Here is a 24,276-nt window from a genome sequence, read left to right as displayed (position 1 = left end):
GGGATCCCGGCGGGATCGCTGTATCGCTGACGGTACGCGGCAACGCGGACACGTCGTGTCCTCGGTTGGCGGGCGTGGTCGGAGTGTTCGTGGGCCCGAGGGGATCGGGTCTTGGGTCGAGGGGCAGCGCGTGTCACGCTTGGAGCAGCGACGACGCTGGGGAGGGAACGATGGACGACGTGCAGCCGATCCCCGCGGAGGCGCTGCGAATCGGCAGCGGCCGCACCCGCCGGTTCGTCGGGCGCGAGCACGGCGCCGGCCTGTCGTACTTCTTCGTCGACAACGACCCCGGTCAGGGCCCGGAGCTGCACCGGCATCCGTACACCGAGACGTGGATCGTGCTGGAAGGTGAGGCTGAGGTGACGATCGGCGATCGCGTCTTGCGGGCGACGGCCGGGGACACCGTCACCGCGCCGCTGTGGACCTGGCATCGCTTCGTCAACTGCGGCACATCGGGGCTGCGGATCGTCTGCATGCACGCGTCGCCGGTGATCATCCAGGAGTGGTGGGATTCCCGCGGCACCCTCGACATCCCCTCGCTGACCGACTGAAGGAGTGCACATGTCTTTCCAGGCGTACCTCGACGCCGTCGAGAAGAAGACCGGGCTCACCCCGCGCCAGCTGGTGGATATCGCCGCGGAGAAGGGTTTCGATTCGTCGACCCCTGCCGCTCCCCTCGTGCAGTGGCTCGCCGAGGACTACGGCGTCGGCCGTGGACACGCCATGGCGATGGTCCACGTCATCACGAAGGGGCCCCAGATCAGCGCGAAGCACGTCGGCAGCGGCGGCACGCACACCGACCCCACCGACATGCTGTGGCTCGACGGAGCGGCGACGAACCCGCATCCCTGAGGCCGCGGATCAGAAGCGGGCCGAGAACCCGCCGTCGGTGTGCAGCAGCTGCCCGGTCACCCAGCGGCCCTCGGGCGACAGCAGGAACGCGACCACCCCGCCGATGTCGCGGGGCGTGCCCATGCGCCCGAGCGGGTGCATCCCGGTGAGGGCGGTGCGCGTCTCGTCGTCCATCCAGCCGGTGTCGATCGGGCCCGGGTTGACGACGTTCGCCGAGATGCCGCGGGGACCCAGCTCGCGGGCCGCGGAGATGACGATGCGGTCGAGGGCCCCTTTGGAGGCGCCGTAGGGGAGGTTGCCGGTGGTGTGGTCGCTCGTGAACGCGACGATCGCGCCGCCGGCGGGAGGTGCCTGACGGGCGAACGCGGCGATCAGCAGCAGGCTCGCGCGGGCGTTGACCGCGACGTGACGGTCGAAGCTGTCGGCGGTGGTGTCGAGGATGCCGGATTCGACATCGTGTGCGTGACTGAGGATCAGGGCATCGAGGGGCCCGTGGTCGCCTCGCACGGCTTCGATCAGGGCAGCGGGGGAGGCGGGGTCAGACAGGTCCGCTGGGTAGTCCGCGGCCGTGAGGTCGCTCGTGACCACGTGCCAGCCGTCGGCGACGAGGCGCGGTGCGACACCGGCGGCGATGCTGTTCGCGCGCGCGGCGCCGGTGAGAAGGGCGAGGGGCATAATCCGATGCTAAGGCCGCGGGGGCGGAGGCCTTCGCGGCGCGGGCCCTTGTCGATGGGTGAGGGCCCGACCGTCCTAGTCGCTGGACGTGCCGGGGCGCAAGGCCTTCATCGCGCTCAGGTCGGTCACGTAGTGTGGGGCGCGTGACGGAGATGCAGACGATGGTTCGAACCGAAGTGCGGATCAACGGGGAGGGCTATCTCCTGGCGCAGGGCGAGGATCTCAACGAACTCCGACGTCAAATGGAGAGCGCCTCCCGCGAAGGCGGCCGGTTCGTGGACTTCACTGTGGTGGGCAACCGTTCGGTTGCGGTGCTGGTCTCACCCCGCACCGAGGTCGTCATCGCCGAGGAGACGGTGCAGTTCGACCCTCGTGACACGGGGGACGACGAAGACCCGTTCGGTGGGTTCTTCGACTTGTGAGGGCGGGCCGCGTTCGCAGCGGCTCACTAGGACAGAGATAGACCTCGTGCGCCGCCGCGCGCAGACCGGAGGCCCCGATGGGGAAGTTCACCTACAACTCACAGACCAGCGCGACCTTCGATGATCGGCTGCTGGCCCACCTGCAGGTCGTGATGGGTGCAAAACTCCGTCGCTCCGAGGGGTTCTTCTTCACCTGGAAGGACGACACGAGCCTGGGGAGCGGCCGTACGTCGCTGTGGATCCATCCGGGGGCCTCGTTGACCTTCAAGTTCAGCGGCAGCCGCCAGCCCCGCATCAACCGTGCCTGGATCGACGCACTCGCCGCGACGGCGAACTCGCCGCGTGGCCTGTATGCGGTTCCCGAGCCGCAGGGGTCGGATAGCGACGTCGAGCGGGTCCTGCTGGGTTGACCCCGGCCGCCGGGGGCTGACGGATCCGTCCGGGTCAGGCGACGGTTGCGGGGGAGGGGGAGGCGGCGGCGCGCGATGCGCGGCGGCGCCGCACCAGCGCGAGGATCCACTCGACGACGAGACACGCCCAGGTGACCAGCCAGACGAAGACGGCGAGCGTGAAGACCGCGGTCGACACGGCAGCTGCCCCCGAGTCACCGGCCAGACCCGTCCACAGCATGAACGTCGAACCCAGATCCCCGGTGCCGCCGTCGACGAGGAAGAGGCCGGCGAACACGACGGCGATGCTCGTGGCCCAGGAGTACACCAGTCCGCGGGTGGCGACCGGTCCCTCGCGCAGCGCGCCGCGCGACCTCAGGTAGCCGCTGACGGCGACCGCGACCTGCAGGGCGTATCCGATGATCCACAGCGGCGCGGTCACGAAGAGGGCGAAGACCATCCAGCCCAGCGAGGCCAGCTTCAGCGCCATCGCGAGGACGGGCAGTGTGAGGAGGGCGATACCGGTGAGGGTGGCGGTCGTGTCGCTCAGTCGGCGGGTCATCGCTCCATCATGCCGTCACCGCGGCACGGCAGATGAACGCCCCCACGCGGCGCGTCCGCGGGGCCGCTTCATGTCAAGTCGTTGCATCCGCCCGCCGCCGTGCGCTCTGATGGACCGCATGGATGACGACCGCACCCTGCCGCCGATCACCCCCGGCCCGGAGCCCGACACGACCGATGCTGCCGAGCCCGACGACGTCGATGCGCCGCTGGATGCCGAGGACGCGCCGCCCATGGTGGACGGCGACGGCCAGATCGTCGGGAACTGAAGCGCGTCGGTGTGCGGGAACCGACGTGCGGCGTCGATAGCATCGAGTGTCGGTGCGAATGAGGGAGAAGACGTGATGGGCGCTGAGCGACCTCCCTTCAGTCCTGTCATCTCCCTGCTCACGGTGTCGTCGATCTGGGACGGGCGCCTGGGTGCCGCGCTGAAGACCGTCGGTCTGACGACCCGCAAGTACGCACTCCTCGCGCACATCGGCGCGGAGCCGGGCATCTCGTTCAGCGAACTGGCGCGACGCAGCCAGATCACCGTGCAGACCGCCCACACGGCGGTGCGTGCCCTCGCCGCCGACGACATGGTGACTGACGCCACCGCTCATGCCGGTGCCGCTTCCGATCTGCGCGTCACGGCCAAGGGCCAGCGCGCTCTGGCCGCAGCCGAGGCGCTGCTGGCGTCGCTGGACGCAGAGCTCACCGCAGAGCTGCCGTCGCTGACCGGCGCGCTGCAGGGCCTGCATGAGAATCCGTTCAGCGGTCAGACAGCTTCCTTCAGCTAGCCTGAAGGTATGTTCCGCACGCCGCTGACGCTCTTCCGCACGCTTGCGATCGCCGAGGCGGTGTCGTGGACGCTGCTCATCGCCGGACTCATCCTGCGGGCCACGCTGGGACTGGACATCGCCACGACGATCGGCGGCAGTATTCACGGGTTCGTCTTCCTCTCCTACGGGGCGACGGCGATCCTGGTGGCCAAGAACAACCGATGGGCGCCCGGCCCCACGGCCGTGGCCGTCATCTCCGCAGTGATCCCGTACGCGACGATCCCGGTGGAGATGTGGCTGAACCGCACCGGCCGACTCAACGGCCAGTGGCGACTGGAGGAGACCGACGACCCCCGCGAACGCGCCTGGCACGACCGGCTGCTGCGTGCGCTGCTGCGCCGGCCGCTGCTGTTCGGACTGGCCCTGCTGGCCGCGGTGATCGTGGCGTTCACCGTGCTGCTGATCATCGGACCTCCCGGCGGACGCTGAGTTCAGCGCGGGCGGATGCCAGGATGGGGGCGTGTCGACGTCGATCCTCCGCACCGCCGCCCGCTGGGCGCTGGCGGGCCTGCTCGCCGCGGCGGGCCTCGCGCACCTGTTCTGGCTGCGACGCGGTTTCCGCATCGCCGTGCCGGACTGGGCGACCCGGGTGCTGCGCACCGACAAGGACATGATCGTCCTGGCATCCGGCGCAGCCGAGCTGCTGCTGGGCACGGCGCTGGTCACCCTGCCTCGCGAGCGACGGCGCATCGGCGTGGCCGTGGCGGCATTCTTCGTCGCCGTGTTCCCGGGGAACGTCCACCAGTGGCGCACCCGCCGGCCTGCCCCGGGCCTGCGCACCGACCGGGCGCGCCTGCTGCGACTGCTGCTGCAGCCGGTGCTCGTGGCGTGGGCGCTGTGGGCGACCGCGCCACAGGAGAGGAGCTGACATGCTGTCGATCGGCATCGCCGCCGCCGCAGGACCCGAGGTCGCGGCGCGGCTGGCGCCCGTGCTCGAACGGGGCGGTTTCCACGCGCTGTGGGTCAACGACACTCCGCACGCCGACGCGCTCGAGGTGCTGGCGGCGGCTGCCGCGGTGACCGAGCACCTGGTGCTGGCAACCGGCGTGCTTCCCGTGGACCGCCGTGCGGCCCCCGAGATCGCCGCGACGGTGACGAGACTCGGACTGCCGCAGGAGCGACTGGTGCTCGGCATCGGGTCGGGACAGCTGCGCGCGGGGGCGCTGGACGCCGTCGGCCGCGCCGCGGAGGCGCTGCGGGAGACCACCGCGGCGCGTGTCGTCGTCGGGGCGCTGGGCCCTCGCATGCGGCGGCTCGGCGTGCGGACGGCGGACGGCCTGCTGCTGAGCTGGCTCGACCCCGAAACGGCCGCGCGGCAGACGATCGCCGCCCACGCGGACGCGGCCAACGCCCACGTCGCGCTGTACGTGCGCGCCTCCGTCGACCCCGCTGCGGACCCGCGGCTGCGCGCCGAGACGGATCGCTACGCCGGGTTCCCGAGCTACGCCGCCAACTTCGCGCGGCTCGGGCTGGCGCCGCACGCGACCGTCATCGACAGCGCGGCGGACCTCGGGAGCGCGGTGGCGGCGTACGAGTCCGTCGTGGACGAGGTCGTGCTGCGGGCGGTCACCTCCGCCGACGGTCCCGAAGCGTACGTCGCGTTCGCCGAGCACGTCGCCGCTGCAGTGTCGGAATAGCCCGATCGCGCAATCTGTCTCACGGAAACACGCGGAAACGGAATTTCTGAAGGGTGACCGCGTTTGGTTACCTGTCATGGTGAGCACTGAAACGATTCCGACCGCGTCCGACGCCTACGCCCAGTGGGCGCGCGCCCGTCGCGAGACCGTCACCGCCCCGCAGGGCGCCCTCTCGCTCGTGCTCACGCACTGGTCCGCTCCCGGCGAGCCCCCGGTCGACGAGGCCGCGGCCCGCGTGGGCCAGCCCGACGACGCGATCTTCACACGGCTGCAGCGCACCGACATCGACACCGGGCTGCCGCAGGAGGGCTACCGCATCTGGCGGCGGGATTCTCCTGCACAGCAGGCCTTCGAGGACATCGAGCGCTACCCGTACGACCCGGCCTGGGTGCTCGAAGGACGCTTCGAACTTGTCGACGAGCAGCGCGTCGTGCCGTTCGAGCACATCAAGGATGCCGGCGCCACCCGTGGCCTGCCGGTGTCCGGAGACCTGGTGTTCTCCGTCGACGGCACCGAGTACCGCCTGAACGCGTTCGACACCGTCTACGGCGGCACCGCCAAGCTGCAGCTCGTCTTCGGCGACCGCACCAACGGCACGGAGACGTACGGCGCCGGGCGCTTCCTGTTTCTGGACCGCCCTGCCGAATCGCGCGACCTGCGCCCCGGCGACAGCGTCGCACTGACGGTCGACTTCAACCGCGCGACCGTGCCGCCGTGCGGGTTCTCGAACCAGATGAACTGTCCGCTGCCTCCGGTGCAGAACCGGCTGCCGTTCGCGGTGCGTGCCGGGGAGAAGCGCGTGCGCTTCGCCGACGGCTTCACCCTCTGAGCGACTCCCCCCTCTGACCTTCCCCTCTCGAGTCGGTTCCCCCTCTGACCGACCTCCCCCAATCCGGCAGTTCTTGCCGTCGCCCCCCACAGCAAAGGACCCGACGTGACCTCACGCCGCCTCACCCGATATCTCGCCGCGCCCGCGATGGCATCCGCAGCCCTCCTCGTGCTCGCCGGCTGCGCCTCCGGCGGCTCCTCGTCGTCGGGATCGGGCCAGCCCGACGCCGCGGCCGAGATCGTCATCGGCTCGCAGAACGAGCCCACGAACCTCGACCAGATCTTCGGCGGCTCCTCCGGTGTCACCGAGGTCTTCACCGGCAACGTGTACGAAGGGCTCTTCCGCATCACCGACGACGCCGAGGTCGAGCCGCTCCTGGCTGCCGAGACCGAGGTGTCCGACGACGGCCTGGTGTACACCTTCACCCTCGCCGACGCAGCTTTCCACTCCGGTGACCCGCTGACCGCCGACGACGTCAAGTACAGCCTTGAGCGCTTCGTGGGCGAGGATTCCATCGCCGCCCGCAAGAACCAGCTGAAGGTCATCGACACCGTCGAGGTCGTCGACGACACCACCGTCGCGGTCACGCTGAGCCAGCCGTCGATCAGCTTCACGTACAACCTCGGCTACGTCTGGATCGTCAACGACGAGGCGGGGGAGCTGACCACCAGCGCCGACGGCACCGGGCCCTACGCCCTGGCCGACTACCGCAAGGGCGACTCGATCACCCTCGAGGTCAACGACGACTACTGGGGTGACGCACCCGCCAACGGCGGCGTCGTGTACCAGTACTACGCCGACCCGACCGCGCTGAACAACGCGCTGCTGACCGGCGCCGTCGACCTCGTCACGAGCCAGTCGAACCCCGACAGCCTCGCCGAGTTCGAATCGGCCGGCTTCCAGATCATCGAGGGCACCTCGACGACGAAGGAGCTGCTGGGTCTGAACACCCGGATCGCACCCTTCAACGACGCTGCCGTGCGCAAGGCGCTGTACTCCGCGATCGACCGCGAGAAGCTGCTCGACGCCATCTGGGACGGCCGCGGCGAGCTGATCGGCTCGATGGTGCCGCCGTCGGAGCCGTGGTACCTCGACCTCGCCGACAACAACCCGTACGACCCCGCCCTGGCCGAGCAGCTGCTCGCCGACGCCGGCTACGCCGACGGATTCACCTTCACGATCGACACCCCCGACTCGGGCGTGCACTCCACAGTCGCGGAGTTCCTCAAGTCCGAGCTGGCGAAGGTCGGCGTGACGGTGGAGATCAACATCATCACCGACGACGAGTGGTACCAGAAGGTCTACACGGACAAGAACTTCGAGGCGACCCTGCAGGGCCACGTCAACGACCGTGACATCAACTTCTACGGCAACCCCGACTTCTACTGGGGCTACGACAACGCCGACGTGCAGACGTGGCTGGCTCAGTCCGAGGCGGCATCCACCGTCGAGGAGCAGACCGAGCTGATCGCGAAGGCGAACCAGCAGATCTCCGACGACGCCGCGAGCGTCTGGCTCTACCTGAACCCGCAGCTGCGCATCGCGGCGGAGGGTGTGAGCGGCGTGCCGGAGAATGGACTGAACTCCCTCTTCTACGTGTACGACATCACGAAGGCGTAGCGATCACCCGGTACCTGCTTCGACGGACAGGATTGCTGCTGCTGGCGTTCGCGCTGGCGGTGACGATCCTGTTCGTCGTGCTCCGGGTGCTGGGAAACCCCGTCTTCGCCCTGATCTCGGTGGGGGCGACGGATGCCGAGATCGCCGCGGCCGCCGCCCGCCTGGGGGTGGACCGGCCGATCTGGGAACAGTTCCTGTCGTACGTCGGGCAGCTGCTGTCGTTCGACCTCGGCCAGTCGTTCACCAACCACCTGAACGTCGGCGATGAGATCGTCCGGCGCATGAACGTCACCCTGCCGCTGACGCTGCTGTCGTTCGCGCTCTCGGTGCTGATCGCGGTGCCGGTGGGCTTCTTCGCCGCCTGGAAGTCGCGCACCTGGTACGGCACGGCGTTCTCGGCGGTGTCGCAGCTGGGTGGCGCGATCCCGGTCTTCTGGGTCGGCATCCTGCTCGTGGCCGTCCTGTCGCTCGGGTGGCGGGTGTTCCCGGCCGGGGGGTTCCCGCGCACCGACTGGGAGGATCCCGGTGCCGCGCTCTACGCCCTGACCCTGCCGGTGATCACGATCGCGATCGTCGCCGGCAGCGACCTCGCCCGGTACGTCCGCAGCGCGACGCTCGACATCCTCGGGCAGCAGTACCTGCGCGCAGCACGAGCGACCGGGCAGAGCTTCGCAACGGCGCTGTGGCGCCACGGGGTGCGCAACGCCGTCGTGCCGCTCATCTCGATCCTCGCGATCCAGCTGTCGACGACCTTCGTGGGAGCCGTCATCATCGAGCGCGTGTTCGCGCTGCCGGGGCTCGGCGACATGCTGCTCGTCGGCATCAAGGAGCAGGACTTCCCCAGCGTGCAGGGCGTGCTGCTGTTCTCCACCGCGCTCGTGCTGGTGCTGGGATTCATCGCCGACGTGCTGCAGCGCATCATCGACCCGCGCCTGCGCGATTCGCTGTCGGGCAACCGCCGGGTGAAGGCCGTCGCATGAGCGCCACGATGCTCCCGACCACCGCGCCGGCCCCCGTCGTGCCGCCCGGCCGCCGCCGCGCGCGCCGGTCGATCAACCTCGCCGTTGGCGGAGCGCTCTTCGGCCTCATCGCCGCCATCGGCATCGTCTCGCTCGTGTGGACCCCGTTCGAGTACGCCGACACCGGCGGTGGCCGCCTGCAGCCGCCCTCGGCCGAGCACTGGGCCGGCACCGACCGGCTCGGCCGCGACCTGTTCACGCAGCTGATGATCGGCGCGCGACTGGCGCTGGCCGTCGGCTTCGGGTCGGTCGTGATCGCTGCGGTGCTCGGCATCGCGCTGGGTCTTCTCGCCGCCGTCGCCCGCCGCTGGGTGGACGACGCGATCTCGAGTCTGCTCGACATCGCCATCGCCTTCCCGACCCTGCTGCTGGCCATGCTCATCGTCGCGTGGCGGGGGGCGTCGCTGGAGTCCGCGATCCTCGCGATCGGACTCGCCGGCGCCGCCGTCATCGCCCGCCTGACGCGCATCACGGCGACCCGGGTGATGTCGATGGACTTCGTCACCGCGGCGCGCACCTCCGGCACCGGAACCCTCGGCATCCTGCGCCTGCACGTGCTGCGCAACGTCTGGCCCACCCTCATCGTGCCGCTCGCGTTGCAATTCGGCGGTGCTGTGGGAGCCGAGGCGTCGCTGTCGTACCTGGGACTCGGATCACCGCCGCCCAACGCGTCGTGGGGGCGGATGCTGCAGGAGGCGCAGAGCACGGTGCTCGTCGCCCCGACGGCTGCGATCCTGCCCGGCATTCTGCTCGTGGCCCTCATCATCGGTGTGAACCTGCTGGCCGACGGTCTGCGGGACATCGCCGACCCGACCTCCCGGAGCATCCGATGACCGCGCTGCTGGCGATCGAGAACCTCGGGGTGCGCCTCGACGGCCCCGAGCCGATCGACCTCGTGCACGCCGTCGACGTCGCGCTCGCTCCGGGCGAGCGGCTCGGGATCATCGGCGAGTCGGGGTCGGGCAAGTCCCTCACGGCGCTGGCCGTGCTGGGGCTGCTGGGGCACCCGCTCGCCGCGCGCGGCTCGGTGCGCGTGGACACCGGCGGCGACGTCGTCGAGGTCATCGGCACCCCGTCGCGGCGGCTCGACCGGGTGCGCGGCACGACGATGGGCGCCGTGTTCCAGGAGCCCTTGGCGTCGCTGGACCCCCTCATGCGGGTCGGCAAGCAGCTCGCCTGGCCGTTCGCGCACCACAAGGGGCTCCGCGGCGAGGCGCTGCGGGGCGCCGTGCTCGACGCCCTCGCCGACGTTCAGCTGAGCGAGCCGGAGCGGGTCGCCCGGTCGTACATCCACGAGATCTCCGGTGGGCAGCGTCAGCGCGTCGCCATCGCGCTCGCGCTGGCCGCGGGGCCCCGGCTGCTGATCGCGGACGAGCCCACCACGGCGCTGGACGTCACCGTGCAGGCGGGCATCGTGGAGCTGCTGCAGCGCGAGGTCACCGAACGCGGGATGACGCTGGTGTTCATCAGCCACGACCTTCCCGTCGTCTCGGGCATCGCCGACCGGGTGCTGGTGATGCGCGACGGACGACAGGTGGAGCTGGGCGACACCGCGCGGATCCTCGCCGCGCCCCGCGACCCGTACACGGCGCAGCTCGTCGCGGCATCCCGCCGGCTCGACGACTTTCTGCCCCGGGGCGCCGGAGGTTTCGCATGACCGGGGTGACGCCGCTGCTGGCGGCTGAGGACGTGCGCTTCTCCTACGGGCATGGACAGCCGGTGCTGCGCGGGGTGTCGCTGTCGGTGGCGCCGGGCGAGAGCCTGGGCCTCGTGGGCGAGTCGGGGGCCGGCAAGACCTCGCTGCTGCGGCTGCTGCTCGGGCTGTCGGCGCCGACGGGCGGGCGGGTGCTCTTCGACGGCGCACCGCTGGACCGGCGGTCGGCCGCGACGATGCGGCGGTTCCGGCAGGCAGTGCAACCGGTGTACCAGGATCCGTTCTCGTCGCTGGATCCCCGTATGACGGTGGGGGAGTCGATCGCCGAGCCGCTGCGGTCGCTGCGGGTCGCCGGGGATCGCGCAACGCGTGCGGCGCGGGTGGCCGAGCTGCTGGCGGCGGTGGATCTGCCGGCGGATGCCGCCGGGCGCTACCCCGATGCCTTCTCGGGCGGGCAGCGGCAGCGCATCGCGATCGCCCGGGCGCTGGCGCCGAAGCCGCGGCTGATCCTGGCGGACGAGCCGGTGAGCGCCCTGGACACCTCGGTGCGCATGCACGTGATCGAGCTGTTCCAGCGCCTCGCGCGGGAGCAGGGGATCGGCATGCTGCTGGTCTCGCACGACCTCACGATCGTGTCGGCACTGTGCGCGCGGATGGCGGTGCTCGAGTCGGGGCGGATCGTCGAGGAGGGCCCGACCGGGCGCCTGCTCACCGAGCCGCAGCATCCGTACACCCGGCGCCTGCTGGCGTCGGTGCCGCGGCTGCCGGCCTCTCCCGGTCGTTGAGCGAGCGCAGCGAGTCGATACGCGGTTCGTTTCGTCTCTGTCGCTGCGCGTCCTCGCTCAACGACCGCGGCGGGTGGAGACCGTGACGGTGAACTTCGCGTTGCGGGCGACCTGTCGCGTCGGGCCCACGAGGCGGTCGAGGGCGGGGCGGTAGTGCAGCGGCGAATTCCACACGCACCACAGCTCGCCTCCGGGGCGCAGCACCCGCGCCGCGTCGGCGAACAGCCGCGGAGCGAGGGCATCGGTGACGGCCGCGCCGCTGTGGAACGGCGGGTTCAGCGCGATCATGCCCGCCACGCCGTCGGGCATCGCCGATAGTGCGTCGTCACGCTCGACGGTGACCCGCGCCGAGACCGCGTTGGCCTCGGCCGTCGCGCGCGCCGACGCCACGGCGGCGGCGGAGGCGTCGCAGGCGTACACGCGCAGATGCGGATGCCGCATGGCCAGCGCCGCCGTGATGACGCCGGTGCCACACGCGAGGTCGATCACGAGGTCGCCCGGGGCGCCGGAGGGCACCTGGTCGGGAAGGTTCGCCAGCAGCAGCCGGGTGCCGATGTCGATGCGCGGGCCGGCGAACACGCCGCCGTAGGCGCAGACCGTGAGGCCGTCGTGCTGCTCGTGGCTGGGCTCGGGATCTGCGCCGTCGTGCGGCCCGCGGGCGATGAGCACCCGCGACTTCTGGCGCGCGTGGGTGACATCCAGGCGGGTGAAGCGCTGACGCAGCACGTCGTTCATCGCCATGGTCATGTGCTTGAGGCGGCCCCCGGCGAACACCACGACGTCGGGGTGAGCGTGGGCGGCGACGAGTCCGGCGATGTCCTCCAGGGCCGTCAGCGACCGGGGGAGGCGCAGCAGCACCAGGCGGGCGCCGGCGACGAGCGAGGCATCCAATGGCAGCGAACGCACGTTTGCGCCGAGGCCGAAGCTGCGGGCGTTGGCGGCCAGCGCCCGCTCACCGGTGATGAGGTCCTGGTGCACGCGGATGCCGGTGGCCCCGGCATCCGCCGCTCCCAGCGCCAGAGCACCGTACGCGTCGTTGATGACGACGATGTCGCCATCGCCCAGCCCGGCACGTGTCGAGGCCGATTCATCCAGCAGCAGCCGGTCGGCGGCGTCGCAGGCGGTCAGCCCGGCCGCTTCGACATCGGGCCAGCGGCGCAGCGCAGCGAGGTCGATCATGCGTCCTCGGCGTAGCGCAGGCGCACGTCAGCAGGTGTGCACTCGTCTCCGATGCGGATGCCGGGGGCGAGCCTTCCCGCCTCACGCAGCCGCGTCAGCTCGGCGACGGCGCGTGCACGCAGCTGCCACGGGTCGATGGTGTTCACGTAGATCTTGGTGTCGCCTTCGAATCCGGCCGGGTTGGAGATGCGCCACTTCAGCACGACGCGCCACGGCATGGGCCACGGGGCCCCCGGCGGGCGGTAGTGCCACTCCTCGTTGGTGGGCACGTGCTCGCCGGTCGCCGCGTGCAGCGCGTGCACGAGGTCGGACACCGCGCGCACCTCGCCTGCGGAGTGCTCGTGGGGCAGGTTCGCCGCGGCGGTGGAGTAGACCTCGAACGCCGGGTACCGGTGCCCCACGCCCGCGAAGGCGACGGCGCCGTCGGTCGCCGCCACCAGCAGCCCGTGCTGCACAGACATGTCGACGATGGCGTGCTGGTACAGGCCGCGGTCGGAGGCGAGCATGCGCAGCTCGCGGTCCAATTGCGGGCCGGGCTCGTCGATCGCGACGAGCTGTTTGTGCAGGTGCTCGAACGATGCGCCGGCGGGCCGCAGCCAGTTCTGGAAGACCGCCACGTACGCCGCGTGGGGCTGTGCCCGCGCTATGTCGCTGAGGCTGCGCACGGTGAACGCGGTGTAGGCGCCGTGCTCGTCGGGGGTCAGCCGTCCCGCCGAGGCGAGCTGGTCATCGGTGCGGGCGCCGTCGACGACGTGGCGGCGTGCCACGACGACGTCGTGCGATCCGCCGACGAGGTCCAGCGCCGCCTCCTCCAGGCTCTGGGGCACGCCCGAGGCCTGCTCCCGCACCTGTGCGAGCCCGCGGATATGCTCGTGGCCCACGGGGTCGGCGAGGTACTCCTGTGCCCACCGCACCACCTCGGACGGCTGGCGGAACCCGTGGTTCTCTCGCCAGTACTCCGCCGAGACGATCTCGAAGAGGTTGCCGAAGCGGCGGAACTCCGCGACGGTGTCCGACAGTGCGCTGGCGGGGACGCGCCGCAGCTCCGTGAAGTCGGGACCGACGAGGCGCGCCTTCTCCGGCGTCGTGTCGAGGTAGCGGTCCTGGCAGAACGCGCACAGGCGGCGTTCCTGTCCAGGAGCGAGCCGGGCGACGTCCGCCCGGGGCGTGAAGAGGGGTCGACTGGCGCGGCCCGGCACGGTCCACACGCGCGTGCCGGTGAGGGGGCCCACCTGCTTTACGGTGCCGTCCGGCATCCGCAGCAGCGGCGGGCTCTGCAGGGCATCGCTCACCCCCTCAGCCTACCGAGGACCGGTGTCAACCCGTCGGCGGCCCGCCCTGCGGTCTGATTCACTCCGCTCATGAGAAGTGTCGCGCGGTGGTTGCTGGCCGGGTTCATGCTCTTCGCCGGACTCAGTCATCTGTTCTGGGGTCGTCGCGAATTCCAGGCGCAGGTGCCGGATTGGACCACGCGGGTCGTGCCGATCGACAAGGACGGCGTGGTCGTGGCATCCGGGGTGGTCGAAGCGGCTTTCGGGGTGGCACTGATCGCGCTGCCGAAGGAGCGGCGTCGCATCGGGGTCGCGCTGGCGGCGTTCTTCACAGCGGTGTTCCCCGGGAACATCGCCCAGTACACCGAGCATCGCGACGGCTTCGGACTCGACAGCGACGCGAAGCGCCTGGCGCGGCTGTTCTTCCAGCCGCTGCTCGTGGCGTGGGCGCTGTGGTCAACGTCACCTGCGCGTCGGTAGCACCCGCGCGCTCGGAAGCCCAGTCGCGCGGGCGTCTGCGTCAGCGTGCGTCGGCGTGGAACCGCACCTGCCGGGTGTTGCCCTCTTCGCGCAGGTCGACGACCTTGGGGTGGTCGCGCAGGAAGTCGGTGAACGTCTTGTGGCCGAGCTCCTTCTCATTGAAGGACGGGTCCATGCGGCGCATGAGGTCCTTGACCGCCGAGGCGTTGACCCACTCGTCGTCGGTGCGCACGCCCTCCAGTCGCAGCGCCCGCTCGAGCAGCTCGGTGGACGGGTCGACGACGCGCTTGCGTGCGCGGGCACGCGCCGGCGCGGCATCCTTCTTCTCCTCCGGCGTCTCGGGACGGGTCACGCCGGGAAGGGAGTCGTAGGAGTCGAACTGGTCGCACGCCGCCGCGAGCGACTTCGCCGTCGATCCCGCCACGCCCACGCCCACCACGATGCGGCCGAGCCGCTTGCAGCGCTGGGCGAGCGGCACGTAGTCGCTGTCACCGCCCACGATGACCACGTGGGTCAGGTCGGGCAGGCGGAACATGTCTTCGACGGCGTCGACGGCCAGGCGGATGTCGGCGCCGTTCTTGGCGTAAGCGGCCGCAGGAAAGAGCTGCACGAGGTCGACGGCGCGGGCGACGAGCTGCGCCCGGTACTCCGCGTTGACCGGCATGGACCAGTCGGCGTAGGCGCGGGTGAGCACGAGTGTGCCGAAGGATGCCGCGTAGTCGATGATCGCGCCAACGTTGATGGTCGCGGCGGCGAGGCGCTCGGCGACTTCGGGGTCGTTGATGTCGGCCGCGATCTTCTGGCGGTCGCGGGAGTAGGCGTTGCGGCCGTGGACGCGGTCGTACCAACTCATGACGATGTTGTCGAAGTCGAGGTAGACCGCGACGCGTGCCGGCTGCGGGTCAGCCATGTTCATGCCTCCTGGGGGTAGCGCACACCGATCTGCGCGCGGATGTCGTCGAGGGTGCCCATGATCGCGACGGTCTCGTCGAGGGGCAGCTCGTCGCTGTCGGTGCGTCCCTCGGCGATGAGGCGTTCGGCGGCCAGGGCCTGGTACTGCATGCCGCGTCCGTCGATGTCGGAGACGAACTCCTCCCGCACGGTGCCGTCGGGGGCGGTCAGGCGGAACGTCGTCGGGGCGTACCAGGTGCGGTCGATGTCGATGCGCCCCTCGGTGCCCACGACGTGCGCGGTGTTGGGGCCGGCGGCGCGCGAAGACGACACCGTGCTGGAGACCGCGCCGCCGGCGTGGGTCATCACGGTGGCCACCTCGGCGTCGGCGCCGGTCTCGGCCAGGCGTGCGACGGCGCGCACGGATGTAGGTGCGCCCAGTACGTCCCACACGAACGAGACGGGGTAGATGCCGAGGTCCAGCAGTGCGCCGCCACCGAGCTCGAGGGCATTGAGACGATGCGAGGGATCCGCGGTGATCTTCTGGGTGTGGTCGGCGAAGACCGTGCGCACCTCGCCGACGGCGCCCTCGGCGATGAGCGTGCGGATGCGCACCATGTGGGGCAGGTAGCGCGTCCACATGGCCTCCATCGCGAGCAGCCCGTTGCGGCGCGCGGCGTCGCGCACGGCGGCGGCTTCGGCTGCGGTGAGCGTGAACGGCTTCTCCACGAGCACGTGCTTGCCGGCATCGAGCATGGCGATGGCGTTCTCGGCATGGGCGGGATGCGGCGTGGCGATGTAGACGATGTCCACGTCGGGGTCGGCGGCGAGGTCGGCGTACGACCCGTGAGCCCGCGCGATGCCGAACTCGTCGGCGAAGCGCTGCGCGGATGCCGCGCTGCGCGAGCCGACAGCGGCGACGTCGAGGCCCGCAGTGCGCAGGTCGCTCGTGAAGGCGTGGGCGATACCACCCGTGGCAAGGATTCCCCAGCGAAGACCGGTCATTCTTCGAGCGTACCCGGCGCGGCACCCGCCGACCGGCGCGGGGGCTCGTCGGTGACGCCCAGCAGGAACGAGACGATCTGCACTGCGCTGCCGGCAAGCAGCGGACCGCGTCCGAACTGCCAGCCATGGTCGACCGCTTGAACGGTGTGGCCGGCGATCGCGGCGCGGCGCGCGAACGGGGCGGTCGTGGAGGCGGAGAGGGCGACCGCGCCGGTGACGGCGGCGCTCAGCTGCGGTGCGACCTTCGCGTCGCGCGCGAGCAGCAGGTAGGCCCGCGTCGCGCGGGCGAGGTGCCGCCCGCTGCGGCGTCGCCCGCCCCGCACGCGCTCGGCGACGGTCGCGAGGGTGGCGAGGGCCGGGGTCGTGCCGGGCCCGGTGTCGGCGGGTGGGGTGCTGGGTGCGGCATCCCTCTCGAGTCCGGCGGTGGCCAGGAAAGCGGAGGCGAGGGACGGTGCCCTCTCGGGGGCGCACTGACCGATCACACCCGCGGCGGCGGTCACGATGTCGGCGATCTGCCCGCGGCGGTCTCCCGAGACGGCGGATTCGTCTGCGGGCGGACGGTTGCTCAGCGGCAGGAAGCGTCCGAGATCCGACATGCGGGCAGTCTAGGCGCCGCCCGCGGCGCGCGGGCCCGGGGTTCGGTGGGCGCATCGGGCCCGATGCGGGGCCGGGGCGGGGAGGGCGCCGGCCCGGGCGCGCGGGCCGGGCATAATGGGCGGGACCGATGTGACCGTGCACACGGATGCGCGGCGAAGACGGGCGAGGACGGGCGGGCATGACCGACGACGCGATGGGGCGACGGCCCAGCATCCGCGATGTCGCGCGCCTGTCCGGTGTGTCGCATCAGACAGTGTCACGAGTGCTCAATCACCACCCCAGCATCCGGCCCGAGACACGTGAGCGGGTGCTCTCGGTCATGGCCGACCTGCAGTACAGCCCCAATCGCGCGGCCCGGGCGCTGGTGACCAGCCGCTCTCAGACGATCGGCATCCTGGCCGCATCCAGCAGTCAGTACGGACCCGCCTCGAGCATCGCCGCGATCGAGGCCGCTGCCCGCGCTCGCGGGTACTGGGTCTCCACGGCCAACATCGAAGCCGCAGACCCGCAGTCCATCCCGGCGGGGCTGTCGCACCTCATGGCGCAGTCGATCGAGGGTCTGGTCGTGATAGCGCCGCAGGTGCGGGTGGTCCGGGCTCTCGCCGCCCAGCGTCTGGACATCCCGTACGTGACGCTGCAGTCCACCGATCTCGACCCCGGCCACACGCTGTCCGTCGACCAGATCGCCGGCGCGAGGCTGGCGACCCGGCACCTGATCGAGCGAGGGCACCGCGACATCTACCACATCGCCGGTCCTCAGGACTGGATCGAGGCCGAGGCCCGCATGCGCGGTTTCCTCGAGGAGATGAGTGATGCGGACATCCCGACGACGGCGCCCATCCTGGGGGACTGGACCGCGGAGTTCGGTTACTACGCGGGACGGGAGCTGCTGCGGGTGCGCGACTTCACCGCCATCTTCGCCTCGAACGACCAGATGGCCCTCGGGCTCATGCACGCGATACGTGACGAGGGACTCGACGTGCCGGGCGACATCAGCATCGTCGGCTTCGACGACATTCCGGATGCCGCGCACTTCTGGCCGCCGCTGACCACCGTGCGGCAGGACTTCGCCGAGCTCGGTCGGCGCTGTGTCGACCTGCTGCTGGGCGGTGCCGCCTCCGCAGCGCCGGTCGCCAGCGCCATCGTGCCCGAGCTGGTCGTGCGGGCGTCGACGGCGTTCCGCCCGTCCCGCTGACGGCCGTTACCAAGCCGAAACGTGCGTCGGCTTGACACGCACCCGCTGAGAGTTGCTATGGTTTCCGCGATGTGAACGGTCACATGGCCGGAATCCGAACACTCACATCATGCGGGCGAGGGAGCCGAACCGTGGGCACTGGCAGTGACGCCGAGCAGAAGGACCGCTACGTGACAGGGGTGAAGATCGAGGTCGCCGTGGCGCGTGTGCGCGCCGAGGTCGCGGCGCTGCACGCCGAGCTGGTGCGGTATGGCCTGGTCGTGTGGACCGGCGGCAACGTGTCGGGGCGGGTGCCGGGTGCTGACTTGTTCGTGATCAAGCCGTCGGGGGTGTCGTATGACGCCCTGGCGCCGGAGAACATGATCCTGTGCGACCTGGACGGCAACGTCGTCCCGGGAACGCCGGGCAGTGAGCGTTCCCCGTCGAGTGACACCGCGGCGCATGCGTATGTGTACCGGAACATGCCGCAGGTGGGCGGGGTGGTGCACACGCATTCGCCGTATGCGACGGCGTGGGCGGCGCGTGGCGAGGCGATCCCGTGTGTGATCACGGCGATGGCGGATGAGTTCGGTGGCGAGGTGCCGGTGGGGCCGTTCGCGATCATCGGTGACGATTCGATCGGCCGTGGGATCGTCGACACGCTCACCGGGCATCGGTCGCGGGCGGTGCTGATGCAGAACCACGGCCCGTTCACGATCGGTTCCAGTGCGAAGGATGCCGTCAAGGCGGCGGTGATGGTGGAGGACGTCGCCCGCACCGTGCATCTGGCCCGGCAGGGCGGGGAGCTCATCCCGATTGCGCAGGATGCGATCGACCGGCTCTACGACCGGTACCAGAACGTCTACGGACAGACCACCGACGACCGCCGGTAGCCCTCACCCGGGGCAGCGGTCACGACATCTGAACACCAAGACAGTGCAGTCAGAAGGAAAGGAAACACAGTGAAGACGAAGAAGTTCTTCCTCGCCACGGCCACCCTGGCCGCCGGCGCCCTCGTGCTCTCGGGATGCTCCGGAAGCGGCGACGGCGGCGGTTCTGAGGGCGAGGGCGACGGCGGCCTGATCGGCGTCGCAATGCCCACCAAGAGCTCCGAACGCTGGATCCAGGACGGCAACGCCGTCAAGGAGGCTCTCGAGGCCGAGGGATACACCGTCGACCTGCAGTACGCCGAAGACGACATCCCCACGCAGGTCTCGCAGATCGAGAACATGATCACCAAGGGCGCCGAGGCGCTGATCGTCGCCTCGATCGACGGCACGACGCTGTCGGAGGTGCTGCAGGATGCCGCCGACGCCGACATCCCGGTCATCGCCTACGACCGCCTCATCCGCGACACCGAGAACGTGGACTACTACGCCACGTTCGACAACTTCCTCGTCGGACAGCAGCAGGCCCGCTCGGTGCTCAACGGCCTGGGCCTGACCGACCTCGAGGGTGAGCCGCTCGCCGACGCTCCCGCCGGTCCGTTCAACATCGAGCTGTTCGCCGGTTCGCTCGACGACAACAACGCCAAATTCTTCTGGGACGGCGCGATGGACCAGCTCGAGCCGCTGATCGAGGACGGCACGCTGGTGGTGCAGTCCGGCCAGACCGACATCGAGCAGGCAGCCACCCTGCGCTGGGACGGCGAGACCGCCCAGAGTCGCATGGAGAACATCCTCACGGCCGACTACTCCGACGGCACGCAGGTCGACGCGGTGCTCTCGCCCTACGACGGCATCTCGCGCGGCATCATCTCGGCCCTCACCGACGCCGGGTACAGCACCGGCGACGAGTGGCCGATCATCTCCGGCCAGGACGCCGAGGTCGACTCGGTGAAGGCGATCCTCTCGGGTGAGCAGTACGCGACCATCTTCAAGGACACCCGCGAGCTCGCCAAGGTGGCCGCGGCGATGGCCGTCGCGCTGCTGAACGACGAGGAGCCCGAGGTCAACGACACCGAGACGTACGAGAACGGCGTCAAGGTCGTTCCCTCGTACCTGCTGGGACCGGTGCCCGTCGTCGCGGAGAACGTCGAGTCGTCGCTGGTCGACACCGGCTACTGGACCGCCGAGGAACTCGGCCTGTAACACCCGCGCCGGTGGCGGTGGCGGCATCCGTGCCCGCCGCCGCCACCGGCCGGAATCCCTCCCCACCCACCCCCGAGGAAGCGGGCACAGTGACTGACAACATCCTGGAGATGCGCGACATCACCAAGACCTTTCCCGGTGTGAAGGCGCTCTCCCACGTCACGCTGGCGGTCGAGCGCGGCGAGGTGCACGCCATCTGCGGCGAGAACGGCGCCGGCAAGTCAACGCTCATGAAGGTGCTCTCGGGGGTCTACCCGCACGGCACGTATGACGGCGACATCGTGTTCGAGGGCGAAGAGGTGTCGTTCAAGAGCCTGCGCGACAGCGAGGCCAAGGGCATCGTCATCATCCACCAGGAGCTGGCGCTCAGCCCGCACCTGTCGATCGCCGAGAACATCTTCCTCGGCAACGAGCGCACCGCCGGGGGCCTCATCGACTGGAACAAGACCAACTTCGAAGCAGCGGCCCTGCTCAAGCGCGTGGGGCTGCGCGACAACCCGACGACGAAGATCCGCCAAATCGGGGTGGGCAAGCAGCAGCTCGTCGAAATCGCCAAGGCGCTGTCGAAGAAGGTCAAGCTGCTCATCCTCGATGAGCCGACCGCGGCGCTCAACGACGCGGACTCCGACCACCTTCTCGATCTGATCCTCAGCCTCAAGGACGAGGGGATCACGTCGATCATCATCAGCCACAAGCTCAACGAGATCAAAAAGGTCGCCGACTCGGTCACCGTGATCCGCGACGGCAAGACGATCGAGACGATCGCCAAGGCCGAGGTCACCGAGGACCGCATCATCAAGGACATGGTGGGCCGCGACCTCGAGCACCGCTACCCCGACCACGAGCCGCAGATCGGTGAGGAACTGCTGCGCGTGGAGGAGTGGACCGCACACCACCCGCAAGACCCCACCCGGGTCATGGTCGACAACGTCTCGATCACGGTGCGGGCAGGAGAGATCGTCGGCATCGCCGGGCTCATGGGTGCAGGGCGCACCGAGTTCGCGATGAGCCTGTTCGGCCAGAGCTACGGCTCCCGCATCTCTGGACGGGTCTACATGCGCGGCAAGCAGGTGAAGACTCGCAGCGTGGCCGAGGCGATCGAGGCCGGCATCGCCTATGCCACCGAGGATCGCAAGACCTACGGACTCAACCTCATCGAGGACATCAAGCGCAACATCTCGATGGCTTCGCTGCACAAGCTCAAGAAGGCCGGACTCGTCAACGACAACGAGGAGTTCAAGGTCGCCAACGAGTACCGGGGCAGCATGAACATCAAGGCTCCGAGCGTGCTGGCCAAGACAGGCAAGCTCTCCGGCGGCAACCAGCAGAAGGTCGTGCTGTCGAAGTGGATCTACTCCGATCCCGACGTGCTGATCCTCGACGAGCCCACCCGAGGCATCGACGTCGGCGCGAAGTACGAGATCTACACGATCATCAACAAGCTCGCCGCGGCCGGTAAGGGGATCATCGTCATCTCCTCCGAGCTGCCGGAGCTGCTGGGCATCACCGATCGCGTGTACGCACTGTCCGAAGGCCGCATCACCGGCGAGCTTCCCGTCGCTGACGCCACCCCCGAATCCGTCCTCAAGCTCATGACCATGGAAAAGCCCCGCTGACGGGCGACGCAGGAGACACGATCATGTCCAATTCCACGCAGACCCCGTCCGCCCCCAGCGAGTCGCAGGCGGCCGGTGCTCTCGTCCAGCCCGCCGACAACCCCTTCACCCGGTGGCTGTCCACCGTTCTCGCCGATCTCGGCAAGAACGGCATCTTCATCGCGCTGATCGCGGTGGTGGTGCTGTTCACGATCCTCACCGACGGCATCCTGCTGCGCCCGCAGAACCTGTCCAACCTGGTCGTGCAGAACGGGTACATCCTGGTGCTCGCGATCGGCATGGTGATGGTCATCATCGCGGGCCACATCGATCTGTCGGTGGGCTCGGTCGCCGCTTTCATCGGCGCGGTGTCGGGTGTGCTGGCGGTGAAGATGGAGTACCCCTGGTGGCTCGCGATCGTGCTGTCGCTGCTGATCGGCGCGCTGGTGGGGGCATGGCAGGGTTTCTGGATCGCCTACGTCGGCATCCCGGCGTTCATCGTCACCCTCGCGGGCATGCTCATCTTCCGCGGGCTCGCGCTGGTGGTGCTCGGCAACGCGAACATCGGCTCGTTCCCCACCGAGTACCGGGCGATGGGCAACGGGTTCCTCTCCGGCATCTTCGGCGAGAGCGATCCGGACCTGTTCACCCTCGTCATCGGCGCCGTCGCGATCGTCGCGCTCGTCGTGCAGCAGCTGCGCACGCGCGCCGGCCGGGCCAAGTACGGCCAGGAGGTCGAGCCGCTCGTCTGGGTCGTGGTGAAACTCGCGGCCTTCGCCGCGGTGATCGGTTTCTTCACCTGGGCGCTGGCGTCGTACAAGGGCGTGCCGGTCACCCTCATCGTGCTGGCGCTGCTGGTGATGGTCTACGGCATCGTCATGAACCGCACCGTCTTCGGGCGCCACATCTACGCCATCGGCGGCAACCGTCACGCCGCCGAGCTGTCGGGCATCAAGACCCGCCGCGTGGACTTCTGGCTGTTCGTCAACATGGGCTTCCTCGCGGCGCTCGCCGGCCTCATCTTCACCGCGCGGCTGAACCTCGCCGGTCCCAAGGCCGGTGACGGCTTCGAGCTCGAGGCCATCTCTGCGGCCTTCATCGGCGGCGCGGCCGTTCAGGGCGGTGTCGGCACGATCGGCGGCGCCATCATCGGTGGCCTCATCATCGGCGTGCTCAACAACGGCATGTCGATCATGGGCATCGGCATCGAGTGGCAGCAGGCCGTGAAGGGTCTCGTGCTGCTGCTGGCCGTCGCGTTCGACGTCTACAACAAGCGGCGCTCGGGCAACTGACCCGACGCGGTGACGGAGCGCGGTTCCCTTTCGGGGGAGCCGCGCTCCGTCGTTCGCGTTGCGTCTCGCTTCGCTCGCTCAACGACCGGTGGGGCGCTCGCTCAACGACCGGGGGACAGGGTGTCGAGGGCGTCGGTGAGGTCGGCGACGATATCGGCGGGGTCCTCCAAGCCGATGGACAGCCGGATCGTCGCCGAGGTGATGCCGCCTGCCGCCAACTGCGCGGGGCTCAGATGACTGTGCGTCATCGACGCCGGGTGGGCGACAAGCGTGCGTGCGTCGCCGATGTTGGCGACGAGCTGCGCGACCTGCAGCCGGTCGATGAGCGCGGCGGCGCGGGTGAAGTCGTCGTCGGCATCCGCGCCGGGGTGCAGCTCGAACGAGAAGACGGATGCGGCGCCCCGCGGCAGGTATCGCGTCGCAGCGTCGTGCCACGGGCTGGAGGCCAGGCCGGGGTGGTGCACGCGGGCGACCGCCGGGTGCGTGTCGAGCGCCTCGGCGACCGTCTGGGCCGTGGCGCTGTGCCTCGCCATGCGCAGATCGAGGCTCTCGAGCCCCTGCAGCAACTGGAACGCGTTGAAGGCCGACAGCGACGGGCCGAGGTCCTGCGAGTACTTCGTGCGCAGCAGCGTGAGGTAGGCCTTAGGACCGAACTGCTCGGTGAGAGCCGCACCAGGGACGCGGGCCAGGGGCGTGTTCAGCTGGGGCCAGCGCGCGGCATCCGCCGTGAAGTCGAAGGTGCCGAGGTCGACGACGAGGCCGCCGAGGGCCGCACCGTGCCCGCCGATGAACTTCGTCGCCGAGTGCACGACGATGTCGGCGCCGTGCTGCTTCGGGCGCTGCAGGTACGGGGTGGCGACGGTGTTGTCGATGATCAGCGGCACGCCGGCGTCGTGGGCGATGTCGGCGACGAGGCGGACATCTAGTACCTGGGCGAGGGGATTGGCGACCGTTTCAGCGAAGAACGCCCGCGTGGTGGGGCGCACGGCTGCCCGCCACGCGGCGGGGTCGTCCTGATCGACGAAGGTGACCTCGATGCCCCAGTCGGCGAACGTATCGGCGAGCAGGTAGATCGTGCCGCCGTACAGCTGGTGGGCCGCGACGATGTGCTCGCCCTGGCGTGCGAGCGTCAGCAGCGCGAGCGCGACGGCGGCCTGCCCGGATGCCACCGACACCGCGCCCACGCCGCCTTCGAGGGTCGCGACCCGCTGCTCGAGCACCGTGGCGGTGGGGTTTCCGGTGCGGCTGTAGACGTTGCCCTCGCGGCGGAGAGCGAAGAGGTCCCGAGCCTCGGCGAGTGAGCCGAACCGGTAGGCGTTGGACTGGTAGATCGGCGGCACCGACGCGTACTGCACCGCGGCGGGGTCGTATCCGGCCTGCACCTGGGCGGTCGCGAACGAGGGACACGGAGCGTCGGGCATGGCCCCCATCATCGCGC

Annotated in this window: 29 protein-coding genes; 21 read left to right on the top strand and 8 right to left on the bottom strand. The window is 70.0% G+C overall.

The window, feature by feature from the left end:
* Window positions 1-170 precede the first annotated feature (170 nt).
* Both QNO21_RS09155 and QNO21_RS09150 read left to right on the top strand, forming a co-directional pair.
* Window positions 171-551 (top strand): cupin domain-containing protein, encoded by a 381-nt coding sequence (locus QNO21_RS09155; protein WP_257517653.1) that lies wholly within the window; start codon window positions 171-173, stop codon window positions 549-551.
* Window positions 552-561: 10 nt separating this feature from the next.
* Window positions 562-852, top strand: a complete 291-nt coding sequence (locus QNO21_RS09150; RefSeq protein WP_257513412.1) for a DUF4287 domain-containing protein — start codon at window positions 562-564, stop codon at window positions 850-852.
* Between the two features lie 9 nt (window positions 853-861).
* On the opposite strand, the gene QNO21_RS09145 is transcribed toward QNO21_RS09150, so the two are convergent.
* Window positions 862-1,527: an SDR family oxidoreductase gene (locus tag QNO21_RS09145; RefSeq protein ID WP_257517652.1), complete on the bottom strand. Its 666-nt coding sequence runs from the start codon at window positions 1,525-1,527 to the stop codon at window positions 862-864.
* A 152-nt stretch (window positions 1,528-1,679) separates the two neighbouring features.
* Between QNO21_RS09145 and QNO21_RS09140 the strand changes: the two genes are divergently transcribed.
* Together QNO21_RS09140 and QNO21_RS09135 are read left to right on the top strand one after the other, a co-directional pair.
* On the top strand, window positions 1,680-1,949 hold the full coding sequence (locus tag QNO21_RS09140) for a hypothetical protein (protein WP_257518367.1): 270 nt from the start codon (window positions 1,680-1,682) through the stop codon (window positions 1,947-1,949).
* Between the two features lie 77 nt (window positions 1,950-2,026).
* Window positions 2,027-2,359: a DUF7882 family protein gene (locus tag QNO21_RS09135; RefSeq protein ID WP_257517651.1), complete on the top strand. Its 333-nt coding sequence runs from the start codon at window positions 2,027-2,029 to the stop codon at window positions 2,357-2,359.
* Between the two features lie 34 nt (window positions 2,360-2,393).
* Here QNO21_RS09135 and QNO21_RS09130 read toward each other — a convergent pair whose 3' ends face one another.
* Entirely contained in the window at window positions 2,394-2,900 is a 507-nt protein-coding gene (locus QNO21_RS09130; RefSeq protein WP_257513408.1) for a hypothetical protein, read from the bottom strand.
* 118 nt (window positions 2,901-3,018) lie between these two features.
* On the opposite strand from QNO21_RS09130, the gene QNO21_RS09125 reads away from it, so the two are divergent.
* From QNO21_RS09125 to QNO21_RS09075, 11 genes are all read left to right on the top strand, one after another.
* Complete coding sequence (locus QNO21_RS09125) at window positions 3,019-3,168, top strand: hypothetical protein (RefSeq protein WP_257517650.1); 150 nt, start codon at window positions 3,019-3,021, stop codon at window positions 3,166-3,168.
* Between the two features lie 75 nt (window positions 3,169-3,243).
* Window positions 3,244-3,678 carry a MarR family winged helix-turn-helix transcriptional regulator gene (locus QNO21_RS09120; protein ID WP_257513482.1) on the top strand — a complete coding sequence of 145 codons (435 nt, stop codon included), beginning with the start codon at window positions 3,244-3,246 and terminating at the stop codon, window positions 3,676-3,678.
* A gap of 9 nt (window positions 3,679-3,687) precedes the next feature.
* The gene (locus tag QNO21_RS09115) at window positions 3,688-4,149 is read left to right on the top strand and encodes a DUF3817 domain-containing protein (protein WP_257513406.1); all 462 of its coding nucleotides are present in this window, start codon (window positions 3,688-3,690) and stop codon (window positions 4,147-4,149) included.
* A gap of 31 nt (window positions 4,150-4,180) precedes the next feature.
* Window positions 4,181-4,588, top strand: coding sequence for a DoxX-related protein (locus QNO21_RS09110; protein ID WP_257517649.1), 408 nt, complete (start codon window positions 4,181-4,183; stop codon window positions 4,586-4,588).
* Between the two features lies 1 nt (window position 4,589).
* Window positions 4,590-5,357, top strand: a complete 768-nt coding sequence (locus QNO21_RS09105; protein ID WP_257513404.1) for an LLM class flavin-dependent oxidoreductase — start codon at window positions 4,590-4,592, stop codon at window positions 5,355-5,357.
* Between the two features lie 76 nt (window positions 5,358-5,433).
* Window positions 5,434-6,186: a DUF1684 domain-containing protein gene (locus QNO21_RS09100; RefSeq protein ID WP_257517648.1), complete on the top strand. Its 753-nt coding sequence runs from the start codon at window positions 5,434-5,436 to the stop codon at window positions 6,184-6,186.
* Window positions 6,187-6,291: 105 nt separating this feature from the next.
* Window positions 6,292-7,806, top strand: coding sequence for an ABC transporter substrate-binding protein (locus QNO21_RS09095; RefSeq protein WP_257513402.1), 1,515 nt, complete (start codon window positions 6,292-6,294; stop codon window positions 7,804-7,806).
* A gap of 32 nt (window positions 7,807-7,838) precedes the next feature.
* Complete coding sequence (locus QNO21_RS09090; RefSeq protein ID WP_257517647.1) at window positions 7,839-8,786, top strand: ABC transporter permease; 948 nt, start codon at window positions 7,839-7,841, stop codon at window positions 8,784-8,786.
* On the top strand, window positions 8,783-9,658 hold the full coding sequence (locus tag QNO21_RS09085) for an ABC transporter permease (RefSeq protein WP_257517646.1): 876 nt from the start codon (window positions 8,783-8,785) through the stop codon (window positions 9,656-9,658). The genes QNO21_RS09090 and QNO21_RS09085 overlap by 4 nt, the downstream gene beginning before the upstream one ends.
* The gene (locus QNO21_RS09080; RefSeq protein WP_257517645.1) at window positions 9,655-10,482 is read left to right on the top strand and encodes an ATP-binding cassette domain-containing protein; all 828 of its coding nucleotides are present in this window, start codon (window positions 9,655-9,657) and stop codon (window positions 10,480-10,482) included. The genes QNO21_RS09085 and QNO21_RS09080 overlap by 4 nt, the downstream gene beginning before the upstream one ends.
* Window positions 10,479-11,264: an ABC transporter ATP-binding protein gene (locus QNO21_RS09075; protein WP_257517644.1), complete on the top strand. Its 786-nt coding sequence runs from the start codon at window positions 10,479-10,481 to the stop codon at window positions 11,262-11,264. The genes QNO21_RS09080 and QNO21_RS09075 overlap by 4 nt, the downstream gene beginning before the upstream one ends.
* A gap of 57 nt (window positions 11,265-11,321) precedes the next feature.
* Here the strand turns inward: QNO21_RS09075 and QNO21_RS09070 are convergent, their stop codons facing one another.
* Window positions 11,322-12,443 carry a class I SAM-dependent methyltransferase gene (locus QNO21_RS09070; protein WP_257517643.1) on the bottom strand — a complete coding sequence of 374 codons (1,122 nt, stop codon included), beginning with the start codon at window positions 12,441-12,443 and terminating at the stop codon, window positions 11,322-11,324.
* Window positions 12,440-13,699 carry a DUF4921 family protein gene (locus QNO21_RS09065; protein ID WP_306813166.1) on the bottom strand — a complete coding sequence of 420 codons (1,260 nt, stop codon included), beginning with the start codon at window positions 13,697-13,699 and terminating at the stop codon, window positions 12,440-12,442. Before QNO21_RS09065 ends, QNO21_RS09070 begins: the two co-directional genes overlap by 4 nt.
* Before the next feature lie 105 nt (window positions 13,700-13,804).
* On the opposite strand from QNO21_RS09065, the gene QNO21_RS09060 reads away from it, so the two are divergent.
* Window positions 13,805-14,194 (top strand): DoxX family protein, encoded by a 390-nt coding sequence (locus QNO21_RS09060; protein WP_257517641.1) that lies wholly within the window; start codon window positions 13,805-13,807, stop codon window positions 14,192-14,194.
* Between the two features lie 40 nt (window positions 14,195-14,234).
* Here the strand turns inward: QNO21_RS09060 and QNO21_RS09055 are convergent, their stop codons facing one another.
* From QNO21_RS09055 to QNO21_RS09045, 3 genes are read right to left on the bottom strand one after another with little or no spacing between them, the layout of a single operon-like run.
* Window positions 14,235-15,104, bottom strand: a complete 870-nt coding sequence (locus QNO21_RS09055) for an NYN domain-containing protein (RefSeq protein ID WP_257514501.1) — start codon at window positions 15,102-15,104, stop codon at window positions 14,235-14,237.
* 2 nt (window positions 15,105-15,106) lie between these two features.
* Window positions 15,107-16,090, bottom strand: coding sequence for a Gfo/Idh/MocA family protein (locus QNO21_RS09050; RefSeq protein ID WP_257517640.1), 984 nt, complete (start codon window positions 16,088-16,090; stop codon window positions 15,107-15,109).
* Complete coding sequence (locus tag QNO21_RS09045) at window positions 16,087-16,686, bottom strand: hypothetical protein (RefSeq protein ID WP_257517639.1); 600 nt, start codon at window positions 16,684-16,686, stop codon at window positions 16,087-16,089. Before QNO21_RS09045 ends, QNO21_RS09050 begins: the two co-directional genes overlap by 4 nt.
* A 179-nt stretch (window positions 16,687-16,865) precedes the next feature.
* On the opposite strand from QNO21_RS09045, the gene QNO21_RS09040 reads away from it, so the two are divergent.
* The 5 genes from QNO21_RS09040 to mmsB all read left to right on the top strand — a co-directional run bounded on the left by QNO21_RS09040 (window position 16,866) and on the right by mmsB (window position 22,838).
* Window positions 16,866-17,882, top strand: a complete 1,017-nt coding sequence (locus tag QNO21_RS09040) for a LacI family DNA-binding transcriptional regulator (RefSeq protein WP_257517638.1) — start codon at window positions 16,866-16,868, stop codon at window positions 17,880-17,882.
* A gap of 170 nt (window positions 17,883-18,052) precedes the next feature.
* Window positions 18,053-18,754, top strand: coding sequence for an L-ribulose-5-phosphate 4-epimerase (locus QNO21_RS09035; protein WP_285178417.1), 702 nt, complete (start codon window positions 18,053-18,055; stop codon window positions 18,752-18,754).
* Window positions 18,755-18,823: 69 nt separating this feature from the next.
* Window positions 18,824-19,951, top strand: coding sequence for a multiple monosaccharide ABC transporter substrate-binding protein (gene chvE / locus QNO21_RS09030; RefSeq protein ID WP_285178387.1), 1,128 nt, complete (start codon window positions 18,824-18,826; stop codon window positions 19,949-19,951).
* Window positions 19,952-20,040: 89 nt separating this feature from the next.
* Window positions 20,041-21,567: a multiple monosaccharide ABC transporter ATP-binding protein gene (gene mmsA, locus QNO21_RS09025; RefSeq protein ID WP_257514505.1), complete on the top strand. Its 1,527-nt coding sequence runs from the start codon at window positions 20,041-20,043 to the stop codon at window positions 21,565-21,567.
* A gap of 23 nt (window positions 21,568-21,590) precedes the next feature.
* Window positions 21,591-22,838 carry a multiple monosaccharide ABC transporter permease gene (gene mmsB, locus QNO21_RS09020; RefSeq protein ID WP_257519320.1) on the top strand — a complete coding sequence of 416 codons (1,248 nt, stop codon included), beginning with the start codon at window positions 21,591-21,593 and terminating at the stop codon, window positions 22,836-22,838.
* Between the two features lie 101 nt (window positions 22,839-22,939).
* On the opposite strand, the gene QNO21_RS09015 is transcribed toward mmsB, so the two are convergent.
* Window positions 22,940-24,259, bottom strand: coding sequence for an O-acetylhomoserine aminocarboxypropyltransferase/cysteine synthase family protein (locus QNO21_RS09015; RefSeq protein ID WP_257519319.1), 1,320 nt, complete (start codon window positions 24,257-24,259; stop codon window positions 22,940-22,942).
* Window positions 24,260-24,276 lie beyond the last annotated feature (17 nt).

Origin of the sequence: Microbacterium sp. zg-Y818 (assembly GCF_030246905.1) — a bacterium.
Lineage (GTDB): Bacteria > Actinomycetota > Actinomycetes > Actinomycetales > Microbacteriaceae > Microbacterium.
Note: the sequence above shows the minus strand (reverse complement) of the source record. Positions and strands in the feature narration are given on the sequence as shown.